At 39.5% G+C, this 14369-nt stretch carries 10 protein-coding genes; 6 read left to right on the top strand and 4 right to left on the bottom strand.

The features are described from left to right. The first annotated feature begins 1 nt into the window (after window position 1). The 4 genes from EZ444_RS01740 to EZ444_RS01725 are packed head-to-tail and all read left to right on the top strand — an operon-like array spanning window position 2 to window position 7122. Window positions 2–1465 (top strand): glycoside hydrolase family 28 protein, encoded by a 1464-nt coding sequence (locus EZ444_RS01740; protein ID WP_131606614.1) that lies wholly within the window; start codon window positions 2–4, stop codon window positions 1463–1465. Between the two features lie 38 nt (window positions 1466–1503). Continuing rightward, the gene (locus tag EZ444_RS01735; protein WP_131606612.1) at window positions 1504–3819 is read left to right on the top strand and encodes a GH92 family glycosyl hydrolase; all 2316 of its coding nucleotides are present in this window, start codon (window positions 1504–1506) and stop codon (window positions 3817–3819) included. A gap of 24 nt (window positions 3820–3843) precedes the next feature. Next, entirely contained in the window at window positions 3844–5919 is a 2076-nt protein-coding gene (locus EZ444_RS01730) for a polysaccharide lyase family 8 super-sandwich domain-containing protein (protein WP_131606610.1), read from the top strand. A 33-nt stretch (window positions 5920–5952) separates the two neighbouring features. Beyond that, window positions 5953–7122, top strand: coding sequence for a glycoside hydrolase family 88 protein (locus EZ444_RS01725; protein ID WP_131606608.1), 1170 nt, complete (start codon window positions 5953–5955; stop codon window positions 7120–7122). A gap of 6 nt (window positions 7123–7128) precedes the next feature. Here the strand turns inward: EZ444_RS01725 and EZ444_RS01720 are convergent, their stop codons facing one another. The 3 genes from EZ444_RS01720 to EZ444_RS01710 all read right to left on the bottom strand — a co-directional run bounded on the left by EZ444_RS01720 (window position 7129) and on the right by EZ444_RS01710 (window position 10317). Beyond that, window positions 7129–8190 (bottom strand): LacI family DNA-binding transcriptional regulator, encoded by a 1062-nt coding sequence (locus EZ444_RS01720; RefSeq protein ID WP_131606606.1) that lies wholly within the window; start codon window positions 8188–8190, stop codon window positions 7129–7131. An 80-nt stretch (window positions 8191–8270) separates the two neighbouring features. After that, on the bottom strand, window positions 8271–9068 hold the full coding sequence (locus EZ444_RS01715) for a phytanoyl-CoA dioxygenase family protein (RefSeq protein ID WP_131606604.1): 798 nt from the start codon (window positions 9066–9068) through the stop codon (window positions 8271–8273). Window positions 9069–9072: 4 nt separating this feature from the next. Then, a complete protein-coding gene (locus EZ444_RS01710) occupies window positions 9073–10317 on the bottom strand; it encodes an MFS transporter (RefSeq protein ID WP_131606602.1) in 1245 nt (414 codons plus the stop codon). A 164-nt stretch (window positions 10318–10481) separates the two neighbouring features. Here EZ444_RS01710 and EZ444_RS01705 point away from each other — a divergent pair, with 164 nt between their 5' ends. Continuing rightward, window positions 10482–11351 (top strand): AraC family transcriptional regulator, encoded by an 870-nt coding sequence (locus tag EZ444_RS01705; protein ID WP_165503492.1) that lies wholly within the window; start codon window positions 10482–10484, stop codon window positions 11349–11351. Between the two features lie 7 nt (window positions 11352–11358). Continuing rightward, window positions 11359–12183 carry a sugar phosphate isomerase/epimerase gene (locus tag EZ444_RS01700; RefSeq protein WP_131606598.1) on the top strand — a complete coding sequence of 275 codons (825 nt, stop codon included), beginning with the start codon at window positions 11359–11361 and terminating at the stop codon, window positions 12181–12183. On the opposite strand, the gene EZ444_RS01695 is transcribed toward EZ444_RS01700, so the two are convergent. Next, window positions 12172–14358 carry a glycoside hydrolase family 52 protein gene (locus tag EZ444_RS01695; protein ID WP_131606596.1) on the bottom strand — a complete coding sequence of 729 codons (2187 nt, stop codon included), beginning with the start codon at window positions 14356–14358 and terminating at the stop codon, window positions 12172–12174. The genes EZ444_RS01700 and EZ444_RS01695 overlap by 12 nt on opposite strands. Between the last annotated feature and the right edge of the window lie 11 nt (window positions 14359–14369).

Raw genomic sequence — 14369 nt, 5'->3', positions numbered from 1 at the left:
GATGAAAAACAAGAAAATGATTCTGATGCTGTTAATTCTAATTCAGTCTGCCGCTGTTTTTGCAAAAGACTATAAAGCATCATTTTTTCATATCAAATCAGACGGCTCAACAATGAATACCCGTTCTATTCAGTTTGCGATAGATTACATCAGCAAAAACGGTGGTGGCAGATTGGTTTTCTATGTGGGTAGATATTTGACAGGTTCTATTTATATGAAATCTAACGTTACGATTCAACTGGAAGAAGGTGCTGTTTTATTGGGCTCAACCAATCCTTTTGATTACGATAGAATTGGAAATACGGCGCTTATTCATGCAAGGGATGTAGAAAATGTAGGCATTACTGGTAAAGGAATGATTGATGGACAAGGTAGGGCATTGGCCAATAATTCTATCGCTTATGCAAATGATGGGTTGATTGTGGATATTTTGAAATATGATCGTACCCGTGAGTCCATCCGACCAATGGTGATTTACTTTTACAACTGCGTAAATGTGAATATCAAAGACTTGATTCTTCAAAATTCGGCTTGTTGGTTACAGACTTATGAGCGATGCAAAAATATGGTGATCGACAACATTACGGTAAACAACGTTGCTTATTGGAATAGTGATGGTATTGATATCGTTGATTGTGATAATGTGGTGATTACGAACAACAAAATAGATGCTGCGGATGATGGAATTTGTCTGAAATCTCACACTGAAGGGTTTTTCTGTCACAATGTGCTGATTGAAAATAACATTGTACGTACCAGTGCAAACGGTATAAAATTAGGAACAGCTGGTAAAGGTGGTTTCAGAAACATTAAAATATTGAACAATACGGTTTATAATACCTATCGCTCGGCTATCGCTTTGCAAAGTGTTGATGGTGGCTTCTTGGAAGATATTGTAGTAGATGGTTTAAAAAGTACCAATACTGGTCATGTGATCTTTTTAAGATTAGGCGAACGGATTCCAGGTAAAAAGTCGACCATGAAAAGGATATCCATAAAAAATGTGGTAGCAGATGTACCATTGGGTAAAGCTGATGCTGGTTATGATTATGAAGGACCGATAGAAGATATGCCAAGAAACATTTCTCCAATTATTATTGCGGGTTTACCTGGGCAATACATTGAGGACGTAACCTTCAGCAATTTTGAAGTTTCTTATCCTGGTGCGGGTAGTAAATACATGGCTTATATCGCATTGGATAAATTGGACAGCATTCCGGAAGAGCCTGCAGGTTATCCTGAGTTTTCGATGTTTAAAGAAGTTCCTGCCTGGGGTATTTATGTGAGACATGCGAAAAATATCAATTTCTCGAATCTGAATATGAAAGCAGAAAAGAAGGATTACAGATTGCCAATTGTAATGGATGATGTACATGGCGCAGAATTGAAGAAAATCACGTTTCAGCAGATCGATCAGAAAAAATTATTGCATACCTATAAGTCAACAAATGTAAAGGTTAATTAAATGACCTATATTTAATCCCATCTTAATTCTTCTTTGCAATGAATCAGTTTAGCAGATGTTTAATTGTTACCGCTTTGATCGGGACTGTCGCAAGTGTTGTAAATGCGCAAAATAAAAATGACTTATATAAGTACGTAAAACCCATTATTGGTACTCAAAAAATGGGGCATACTTATCCAGGAGCTACCGTACCGTTTGGTATGGTACAATTGAGTCCGGATACCGATACGCTTTCTTACGAAGATAATGGAAAGTATAATAAGGATGTTTATCGGTATTGCGCAGGTTATCAGTATGATGATCCGACGATTGTAGGCTTTAGCCATACGCATTACAGTGGTACAGGGCATTCGGATTTGGGTGATTTTTTAGTGATGCCAACTGTTGGAAAGGTACAACTTAACCCAGGAACAGCTACACATCCGGAAAACGGTTACCGTTCAAAATTCAGTCACCAGAATGAGGTAGCGGAAGCCAATTATTACAAGGTGAAGCTGGATGATGATGGTGTTTTGGCAGAGTTAACCACTTCTGCAAGAATTGGTTTTCATCAGTATACTTTTCCGAAATCTGCAGCGTCCAATATCATATTGGATTTGATGCATGGTCTTTATAACTACGACAATAAAAATGTATGGACTTATGTTCGGGTAGTAAATGATTCTTTGGTAGTTGGTTATAGACAAACGAATGGCTGGGCAAAAAACCGAACGGTATATTTTGCGATGTCTTTCTCTAAGCCATTTAAGTCATACGGCGCTAAAGATTTTACTAAAAAAGAGGTTTACAAAGGGTTTTGGGCAAAGTTTGACCAGACCAAAAACTTCCCGGAGCTGGCTGCGAGGCAAATTAGAATGTATTTTAATTTCGATACGGAAGAGGCGGAAAAGGTAAAGATCAAGTTTGCGATTTCATCGGTGAGCAGCGACAATGCCTTGATGAATATGAAGGCCGAAATACCGGGCTGGGATTTTAATCAGGTTAAAGAACAAGGTCAGCAGGCTTGGAATAAGGAGCTTCAAAAGATTGAAGTGAAAACAGAGAAAAAGGAAGATGCCATCAATTTTTATACGGCGATGTATCACGCCTTTTTGAGTCCAACGGTTTATATGGACCTGAACAATGAGTACAAGGGTTTAGACCAGAAGATACATCAGGCCAAAGGATTTGCAAATTATACCACGTTTTCTTTATGGGATACTTACAGAACTTTACATCCCTTTTTTAACATCATCCAGCCACAAAGAAATAACGATATGGTGAAATCTATGCTGGCGCATTTTGATCAAAGTGCTTTACCGATGTTGCCTATATGGTCTAACTCGGCAAATGATACCTGGTGTATGAGTGGTTACCATAGCGTATCTGTAGTTGCGGATGCGATTATTAAGGGCAATTTTACTGGAGATGTAAATAAAGCTTTGGCAGCTTGCGTGGCGACTGCAAATCAACGTAATTTTGAAGGTATAGGAGATTATATTGATAAAGGTTATGTACCATCAGATAAAAACCGGACAGCAGTATCTAATACGCTGGAATACGCTTATGACGATTGGTGTATTGCACAATTGGCTAAAAAAATAGGTAATACTGAAGTTTACAATGCTTTTATTAAACGTGCTGAAAACTGGAGAAATGTGTATGATGCATCGATTGGTTTTATGAGACCACGCTTATCTGACGGATCTTTTAGAAAAGAGTTTGATGTTTTAGAAACTGAAGGGCAGGGATTTATTGAGGGTAATGCCTGGAATTATAGTTTGTATGTTCCTCAAAACCCTGAGGCATTAATTGAACTGATGGGTGGTGATAAAAAATTTGTTCCGCATTTAGATTCGTTGTTTACAATGGATTTGCCTGATGTCTTTTTTGCGCATACAGAGGACATTACGAGAGAAGGTATCATTGGTAACTATGTACACGGAAATGAGCCAGCGCACCATGTGGCTTACCTTTACAATTATACCTCACAGCCTTGGAAAACTCAGAAAACTGTACGGATGATTTTGGGTAAACAATATCATAACGGGCCTGATGGTTTAGGTGGAAATGATGATTGCGGACAAATGAGCGCCTGGTACATGATGTCATCACTTGGTTTTTATCCAATGGCACCGGGTTCTGACCGTTATGAGTTAGGCAGTCCGTCGGTATTAAATGCAAGCCTAAACCTCGAAAATGGTAAGCAATTTATTGTGGAAGCTAAAAACCAAAGTGCTAAAAATGTTTATGTAAAGCAGGTGCTTTTAAATGGAAAAGTATTAAATCGTTTATATATTACCCATGGCGAAATTGTTGGCGGTGGGAAATTAACTTTTATTATGGCTTCGGTGCCGAATAAAAAGAGCAGTTAAAGAGAGCGATTAAAGAGTAGATAAATGAGGTTACCCATATTTTATAGCGTCCTGGCTATGGTTTGTTTTACAATAAGTAAGGCCCATAGTCAGGATGAATTTCAAATCATTGAATCCAGAATCACGAAGTATATCAAAGCCGAAGTTGAAATCAATCAGCTCAATGAGGACCTCAAAAAGAATGCATTAGCGATTCAAAATGATGGACGTTGGTTGGGGATTGATTATTCCTCTAAAGCTGAAACGAGTTGGGCCCCGCTGGTCCATTTAAATAGAATTAAGCAATTTGCACTAGCTTTAAACGACGCAGGGCCTGCCGGGGATAAGAAATTGGCTTCGCAAACCATCAACGCTCTGCGGTATTGGGCACAGCAACGCCCGAGCAGTAAGAATTGGTTTCAAAATGACATTGCTTCTCCGACAGCTATAGGGGAGATCTTGATGCTCTTAAAAAGCAGCAATACGGTACCCTCAACTTTACAGGATTCCTTGATCAACTTGATGAAGCAAGGGGATGTGATTAGGGCCGCTGGTGCTAATAAATCGGATATCGCTATTCACATGATGTATCGGGCTTGTCTAACCAGAGATAAAACACTGATGGACTCGGCCGTTGATCAGGCATTTAAACCCATTACCTTAGGCAATAGACAAGGCTTACAATACGATTATTCTTATTTGCAGCATGGGCCGCAATTGCAGATCGCGAGCTATGGTCAGGTGTTTTTAAATGGCGAATATAAGGTGGCATCCTGGTTATTGCGAACCAGTTATGCGCTCCCAACAGAAAAGTTAAAAATACTGGATCAGTACTTAATCGGTACTTATTTAAAGACGATTAGGGGCAGGTATATTGATTTTAATACTGAGGGCCGGGGGATTTCGAGAAATGATGTTTTAGATAAAAACAATATTACATCGAAAGCAGGAACACACAGCTTATTGGCGTTGGCAAAAGAAGTAAATCCAAAAAATACAATGGTGTTAGATGAGGCAGAGCAACGAATTCTGCAAATTCAAGCGCCCTCTTTTGGAATCAAACCTAGCCATACTCATTTTTATAAGAGCGACTATACGCTCCACAATCGGCCGGCTTATTCCTTTAACGTAAGGACCGTTTCCAGACGTACCGTTAGAACGGAATTTGGAAATAATGAGAATTTAATTGGTAAGTTTTTACCTGATGGCTCTACCAATATCCAGCGTAGCGGTGCAGAGTATTATAATATCATGCCGGTTTGGGAATGGGATAAAATTCCGGGTGTAACCAGTAGGGATTATAAGGTAGATCAAAGAACTACGATTGAGTGGGGAGAAAGAGGAGTAGGCTCTTTTATTGGAGGTACATCTGACGGGGTATATGGCACAACGGTTTATCAATTGGATTATGATGAGGTGACTGCAAAAAAAGCATGGTTTTTCTTTGATGATGAAGTGGTTTGTTTAGGTGCTGATATCAATAGTTTGGCTAAGGAAGCGATTACGACTACGGTTAATCAAGCTTGGGCAAAGGGGCCGGTAAGGGTTTTTGATCAAGATATCAAGCGAATCTGGCAGGATAGCGTGGGTTATTATTTTCCAAACCAGGGCGATATCAAATGGACTAGCGGAAAGCAAAGCGGTCGCTGGAGCTTAATCAATGCCAATAGATCGAAAAATGTGGTGCAAGGAAAGGTGTTTAAGTTATGGCTTAATCATGGCCATGATCCAGTTAAAGGATCTTATGCCTATATTGTAAAACCAAATATCAGTGAAAATGAGATGAAAAGTAACAAGGCTTTGAATACCAAAATATTAGAAAATACACCTCTTGTGCAGGCTGTTGAAAATGAAGATTTGCAAATGGTTCAGGTGGTGTTTTATGAGGCGGGTAGTTTGACAAGGCCAAATTTTTCTGTGACTGTTGATCAGCCTTGTGTTTTATTAATCAAAGCGTTGAAGACAAAAAATCCCATATTATATCTTTCAGATCCCACTCAGAAATTAACAGATTTACACATCAGTTTTAGTTCTGAATTTCTTGAAATCAAGGAACCTTTTCCGATCAGTCTGCCACAAGGAGATCAGAAAGGTGCAACTGTAAATTTCCAATTTAATTAAACCCCAATATTAACGTATAGTATCCATCCAGACATGAAGAAAATAGTTGTACTTTTTATTTTAATGACTTCGATCATTGCGAATGGCATTGCCCAGAAAAAGCCATTGGTAGACGTAGATAAAGCATTTGACTTTGCGACCAAGCAATACACCAATATGTTGGCCAGTCACCCAGACTTAACCAAATTTCCACAGTCTACAAAACCGAATGGAGCACCTGATGACAGGACTTCTGAATGGTGGTGTAGCGGTTTTTTTGGCGGATCTTTATGGTATTTATATGAATACACTGGCGGGGCGAACTGGAAAGCTGCCGCAGATAAATGGACAAAAGCTTTAGATAAAGAAAAGCACAATACAAGGACGCATGATTTAGGTTTTATGCTGTATTGTCCGTATGGAAATGGCTACCGCTTGACTCAAAATAAGGAGTATATAGAGCCGATGGTTACTGGTGCAAATTCATTGGCGACCAGGTTTAATCCTGCTTATGGTTTGATCAAATCATGGGATAAACATGCGGATTGTGAATATCCGGTGATTATCGACAATATGATGAACCTGGAGTTTTTATTTTGGGCTGCTAAACAATCAAAAGACAAAAGATTGTACAACATCGCGGTAACGCATGCAGACAATACTTTAAAACATCATTTCAGAAAAGATTTTAGCAGTTATCATGTGGTTTGTTATTTGCCGGGAACTAAAGTTTATAGACAAAAAACACATCAGGGTGCAGCAGATTCTTCTGCCTGGGCAAGGGGACAAGCATGGGCAATGTATGGGTATTCGATGATGTATAGAGAAACGAAGGATAAGAAGTATCTTAAACAGGCTGAGGGGATCGCTAATTTTGTCATCAAGCATCCAAATCTTCCTGCGGATAAAGTACCTTATTGGGATTTTGATAGACCAAACGAAGAAAGAGATGCTTCGGCAGCAGCCGTGTTTGCTTCTGCATTTTTAGAAATGAGTACGTTTAGCAAAAAGAACAAAGATTTATATTTCTCTACGGCCGAGCAAATGCTGGCTAGTTTAGCTTCTCCTGCCTATACGGCGAATTTGAATGAGAACAATAATTTTATTTTAAAACATTCGGTAGGGCATAAGCCAGCAAAATCTGAGATCAATACCCCAATTGTTTATGCAGATTATTATTACTTAGAAGCCTTATTAAGGTATAAAAAATTAACAGCGCTATAGGCGCTGTTAATTTCTATATGATTTATAATTCTCTTTCGTGATGATGTCAATTGGCATGTAATAGGTAGGTTCTATTTCGCCATTTAACACCAGGTTTTGATATAGGGCCATGATGCCTTTATAGCCTTGCTCTTGAGGTTTTTGGCAGATTAAGAAATCTATTACTCCTTTTTTCAAGTGTTCGATGCTTTGGGGTAGGAAATCGTAGCCTACTAAAAAAACATGTTCCTGATTTGTTTTTTCTAAGAATTGAGCGACAGAGAAAACCCTGGAGTTGGTTACAAAAATGGCTTTAACATCGGTATGCTCGCTTAATACTTCCGTCAATCGCTTGGCTACTGAAAGGTAATCGGTATCGGGTGTAATATCGGTTTTTACAATTCGAACTTGCTTTTCATGTGCTTTGAAGTAAGCCCTAAAACCTTCTTCTTTTCGCGACAAGTGATGATAGCTATCGATCTCTTTGGAGATGTTTACAATCAAAATTTTATCCCCTTCTTTGACTAAGTAGTTGACCATGTGGGCGCTTAAATGTCCACTTTGAAATAAATCCGGACCAATGTAACTCAGTCTGGATTCATTTGGAATATCAGAGTTGATGAAAACCTGCGGGATTTTTTTAAGGTTACAAAGTTTAGCAAAGGCTAGTGATTCTTCAATAAAAATGGGGGCCACCAATATGCCATCAACCTCAGCTTTAAGGATGTTTTTCGTTTGATTTACGAAAGACTGTTTATCATTTTGATCATAAAAATATTTATCAATCACAATTCCAAATTGCTTGATCTCGGCTTCGGCCATTTCGATGCCTTTAATCGGGGCATCCCAAAATTCTGTTTCTTTAGAAACAGCGGGAATTAAACTGGCAAAGCGCAATACTTTTTTAGAGGCTAGTCTACGTGCCAAAATGTTAGGCTGGTAATCCAGATCTTTCATGATGGCCAATATTTTATTCTTGGTTGTGTTTGAAACACCTGTTCTGTTATGTAATACTCTATCAACAGTACCTATAGAAACATTCGCCCGCCTTGCTATTTCCTTTACACCAGTTTGTATATTTGTCTTCATTTGCGCATATCGAATTCTTCTGTAAAAGTATTACTAAATCCGTTAATAAAAACTTAAATATATAAAAAGAATGCTGCTGTTTATTTAATTAAAAAATTGGCATCTTCTTGTATTCCTTCAGTGTTTGAGGCTAATAAAGTTTCATCATTTACCATTTGTATCGCCTCGCTTGCGGATGGATAATTTCCTTTGTAAGGCTTGTTACTAATGAGATTATAGGCCGAGATTAAGGACCATCGTGGTGCATCACTAAGATTGGCATCTGAACGGTGTAAGGTGTTGCTATGGAAGAACAATGTATCTCCAGCTTCCATTTCCACATACACCAGTTCTAGTCGCTTCAATAGCTCATCTACTCTTTCTTGATTGGCACCAACCTGTTCTCCGCTAAAGCCATGTTCGATCCTTCCGGTTAGATGTGAGCCTTTAATAACTTGTAAGCAACCATTTTCTTTAGTGGCCGGACTTAATGCCGTGAGCACGCTTAACATCTGCGGATATAGGAAACCATCACGGTACCAATAGCCATAATCCTGATGCCATTCCCACGCGCCCCCAACTTTGGGTTCTTTTTGCATCAATTTGGAATGAAAATGTGCGGGTTCGCCTTCCAATAAAAGTTGGACACCTTCGACAATTCGTTTAGAACGTGCCAATAAGCTATAGGCATCATCTGCTAAGGAATACCACAAAGCCAATTTAGTTCTAAGGCCGTTAGCATCGCCTCTGTCAAATGATTTATTGCTGATGACCTGGTCGTGAATGGCAATGTCATATAGCTTTTTTACCTCTTCGGGGTTTAGCATTCCTTTGATCAATACATAGCCATTTTCGTTAAAAAGGGCTTTATCTGCTGCACTTAATTTTTTATAGTCCATTTTCTTATGTTTGATTTGTTTTTATTGTGGGGATTAAACGGGTAAGTAGGGTGTAGCCTATTAGATAGGTGCAGCCAACAATCAGGAATATACTGCTATAACTGCCTGTGAGTGCTAAAATTCGTCCGGTTAGCAGGGATAAGACAATGCCACCACTTACAGCGGAAAGGGTTGCTACCCCCATCACTGTACCTACTTCGTCTGATGGAAAAACGTCAGTAATGGTGGCGAATATATTTGCTGTCCAACCGCAGTGCGCTGCCGCTCCTAAGCCAATCAGGACTACTGCCATCCATAAATTATCGACAAAGCCAACTCCGCATAGCAATAAGCCGATTAAGGCGCATACCAATAGTGCTTGTTTTCTGGCTGCATATACGCTTTTGCCTTTTTTAATCAAATAGGAAGAGTAGGCACCACCTGCAAGGCTGCCGATATCTGCCAATACGTAAACCGTAACTAATGGCCAACCTAAGGAGCCAGTACTTACTGCTTTGGTTTCGTTTAAGAATTTAGGTAGCCAGTATAGCAAAAACCACCAGGTTGGATCGGAAATAAACCGAACCAGACAAATAGTTAGGACTTCCTTTTTGAAAACGACTTGTTTCCAGCTTTTAGAGCTTGGTGTTTCTTGATTTATTGGAGGAGTTTGGCCAGGAGCTTGGGTAGGAATTAGCTCAGGTACTTTTTCGGGTGTTTTATAGGTGATCATCCAAAAAAACATCCATATAAAACCTAAAGCTCCGGTTAGGATAAAGGCCCATTGCCAACCAAATTTATAAGCAATAAAAGGAATCAATAGAGGAGCTACAATGGCACCAATATTTGAACCTGCATTGAAAAATCCGGTGGCAAAGGCCCTTTGAGAAGCGGGGAATAATTCGGCCACTGTTTTAACACTGGCAGGGAAGTTTACAGATTCTCCCAATCCTAAGCTGAAACGGGCCATTGCAAAACCAACTGCTCCTTTTGCAAAAGCATGGGCCATGCCTGCGGCACTCCATAAGGCTACGCCAATAGCGAAGATCCATTTGGTGCCAAACTTATCTAATAATTTTCCGGTTAGGACTACTCCTAAGCCGTACGAAATCTGGAATGCGGTTACGATATAGCTGTACTCTACTTCGCTCCAGTTGTACAAATGTTGCAGTTCTGGCGCCAAAATGCTGAGCACATGCCTGTCCAGGTAATTGATCGTGGTGCTAAAAAAGAGGAGGATGCATATTTTCCATCCGTAAGAGATTTTCATGTCGTTCAATTATAGAATGAAGACCTCATTCTGTTGTGTTTAAATATTTGTTTTAAACGAAGCTAGGATAAAAACGGAGCAGGCTTTAGCGCTAATTTTGCTTTATGTAGAACAAATTTTGCGCATATGGTGTTTTCTAGGATTAAATGATTAATTTTTGTGCAATGAAAGCACTTCATCTTAAAGTTCCGGCTTACAGTAAATTTCATATTGATGCAAGAAGAGAGCAGGTCAGTTATTTTGCAAATCCCTGGCATTTTCATGATGAGCTGGAGATTACTTTTGTGATTAAAAGTGAAGGAACTAAATTTATTGGTGATTACATCTCTGAATTTAAACCGGGTGAAATCATCCTTTTGGGTTCGCGTTTACCACATTATTGGCGTAACCACAGTAGTTATTATCAAGACACAGCAGAGAAGGGTGCGGAAGCCATTATTATTAGGTTTAATCAGGATTATGCTGGGAATGAATTTCTTAAAATTCCACCGATGAAACCTGTTCTTGATTTACTGAATGATGCTAAAAGGGGCATCCATATTCGGGAGCCACATTCTGATTTACAACAAAAGTTGATTGATTTTTTGACGCTTAACGAATCGCAGCGGACTATAGCGCTAACCGCTATTTTATTGAGTATTGCAACGGAGAAACCCTATGATTATTTATGTAGCATAGGTTATGCGCATCAGTACAAAAGTAACGACATCGAAAAAATAGATGCGGTTTACGATTATGTGCTGGACAATTTTAAAGCAGATTTGAGCTTAGATGATATTGCTTTAAGATGTAATATGAACACTGCTGCATTTTGTAGATATTTTAAAAGGAAAACGGGAAAGACTTTTGTCGATTTTATGAATGAGATTAGGTTGGGGAATGCAGCTAAATTATTGTTAAAAGGAGATTTGACAATTGCTGAGGTGGCCTTTGAATCTGGGTTTAACAACCCATCTTATTTTAACCGCTTGTTTAAGCGATTGAAGGGGGTAACCCCCACAGCATATCAATCACAGTACCTAAATACGAATTAATTATCTGATGGAAATTGAATTTTATATCCCCAGATGGGGGAATAGGCATTTATCATGGACTGATTTTGCAACAAAAGCAAAGCTGTCGGGGTATGCAGGAGTAGAGGCAAATTTGCCGGCAGAAGAGGAGGAGCAGTTGGACATGTTTACGCAACTAAACGCTAATGGTTTGCGTTGGATTGGTCAGCATTTTGAAACGGCTACCGTAGATTTTGCAGCGCATGTTAAACAATACGAAGCTCGATTGTATGCTTTAGCTGCTGCAAAGCCGGTCTTAATCAATTCGCAAACGGGGAAGGACTTTTTTACGTTTGACCAAAATAGTGAGTTGATTGCGCTAGCAGCCAGGATAAGTAAAGAAACCGATGTAAGGATACTACACGAAACGCATCGTGGTAAATTTAGTTTTTGCACTTCGGCTACCGCTCCGTATTTACATCAGTTTCCTGATTTAAGGTTAACAGCAGATTTTTCTCATTGGTGTTGTGTAGCCGAGTCGTATCTGCAGGACCAACAAGAAGTGCTACAACTGGCTATCGATCGGACAGATCATTTTCATTCCCGCGTTGGCTTTCCTGGTGGTCCCCAGGTAAATCATCCGGCAGCGCCAGAATGGAAAGAGGCTCTTGATTTTCATTGTGCATGGTGGGATGCTATTGTACAACGTCACTCCACTTTGAAAACCAAGACCTTAACTGTTACTTGTGAATTTGGTCCTTATCCCTATATGCCGCAATTGCCGTTTAATCAAGAGCCTGTTAGCGACTTATGGGAGGTAAATCTTTTTATGAAAAACTTTCTGGAAAAGCGGTATGCAGATTTATCGGATTAACCAATAGCCTAATATCGATATTCCTCTAGGGTACCAATAGCCAATCCAAACATCATCCTTTTTAAGCAAACCATCGTTGTAAGCATAAGGGCTGTTTTTGTTCCATTGGTAAACATAGGGGGCCGAGGAGTGTTTAATGCCATACCATTGCGCCGCTACTACATCGGCGACAATGGTTTTGCTAAACCAGGTAGTGCCTTCCTGAGTAGTTAATTTAATGCCATAGTCGGTTATGCTTTGTGCATACGTTGCTGCGTAATCTTTTTTCAGTACTGCGGCTAGCTGCTGGAGTATTGGCGATTTACAGGCAACGAGACCAGGTAAAAACAGACCTTCGCCAATCACTACCGAACGTTGGTTCCATTTTGGGAAGCCTTCATCTAAACTTACCGGAATAAACCCGTATTTCTGTTGTGCTTTTTTTAAGGTGGCGAGAATGAGGTTGGCTTCTTTTTCAAACTGAAGTGCTTGTTTATTTCTTAAGCCTTCATTATTTACGGCAACACCCATGTTTTTATAACCGGCACCTTCTCCATCAACTACGCCTTTTTTTGTGGCATCTATGGCATGAACTTGGGCTTTATTGGATAAAGCGCTGAACATTTCGGCAGCTACCGCATAGGCGCTTAATTGTTTGGCGCCTAAGAATGTGTTGTCTGGCGAAAGTTTGAGTGCTTCATTGGCGTCATAGGTGGTCCAGCCATAGGCCTTATCGGCGATTCCATTTCCATTGGTATCTCTATTGATGACAGATTGTAGTAAGACATCAACGGTACCCAGCATAGATTTTACAAAAGCATCATCATGACTGATTTTCCAATAGTAATAAAGTAACAATACGAAGGAGGTGTTTTCTTCTACGGCCATATGGGGACCGTAGTTGTAGTTGGCTGTTTCACTTACAAAAGGTAAATCGCCCACATCATGATATAAGTAAGGGCCGTATTCTGCGGCAGTCATACCTTGCTGGTAGGCCGGTTTGTTTTGAATTGCATTGGCTGGTACTGTAAGTTCTGCCCGGGCGATATAGTTTGTCCATTGGCTGAGTTGAAGTTTTAAGCGCCAAGGGCAAAAAATAGCACTTACTTCAGTTTCGTGGGCTACATCTACCGTACTCAGGTGTTTAAATCTGCCTTCTGAAACATAAAATCTGGCTGTTTTATGTTCATCCAATAAAAAGTAGGTATTTGCTAAATCAGTATGAAAAGTTAAGGCTAAAACCCATTTCTCCTGATTCGTTAAAGCGCCATTCATTAAACTATCCTCAAATTTTTGGGTAAGGCGTATGTTTTGCTCAAAATTTTCTGTAGCATATTGCAAAACTTCATTTATGTTTTTCCAGTAATGGGTATAGTAAAATTGGAGTGGTAGGTTTACTCGTTTATCCTCAATTACCGTATGATTGTGATGGGTTGCATAAATTTGATTAAACTCTTTATTAGCTTGTTGAGGTAGGTTGAATTCATAAAATAATCCTCCGAAACCATTGTCACTAAAAGTCCCTTTTGCAGGGGTTTTAATGGCTGTCAGGGCCAGTTTTCCATTTAAGTTGGCGTTATCTTTAAATAAAACTGTCTGCTCTTTATTGTCTGGTTTCATCGGTTCAAGGCTCATGAAGTTGAAGCCTTTTACAGGTGTTTTAGCGATCCCAACTTTTAGTTTACAGTCGACAGCGGTTTTGCTTTCGTTTGCTACATTAATCTGTAAGTAAAAGCCAGGGAAGATTTGAGTTTTGATGGCCGAACTATCTGCCAAATCTTTTGAAGATGTAAAGGAAGAAATCAATGTAAAATTAACTTTAAGGCCTTCGGGTGTTTCTCCGGTAAGGAGCATGGATGTTGGTCCGAATCGGAGTTGTTGGTTTTTAAAATAGCTAGCGTTTCTAGGCAGCTTTGTGGTTCTAAAACAATATGTCTTTTGGTTAACGGTTAAGCCGATCAGTAAACCTGTTTGCTCATCCATATCGAAACCCAAACTACCGGTTTGCATGCTTTGTTTTTCATTGAGCAAAGAGAAAGTAAAGCGACTGCCCAAACGCGAATTTAGTAAGGAGAAGTTTGTGCTGTCTGTAAGTGGGGTGGATATTAAGCTTTGATCGACTTTGAAACTTTGCGCGGTAGCAGTTAAGGATAGGCCTACTGACAAGATCGTGAACAGTATCTTTTGATAATTCATTAGGAAATTTT

This window comes from Pedobacter hiemivivus (genome assembly GCF_004331685.1).
Lineage (GTDB): Bacteria > Bacteroidota > Bacteroidia > Sphingobacteriales > Sphingobacteriaceae > Pedobacter > Pedobacter hiemivivus.
Note: the sequence above shows the minus strand (reverse complement) of the source record. Positions and strands in the feature narration are given on the sequence as shown.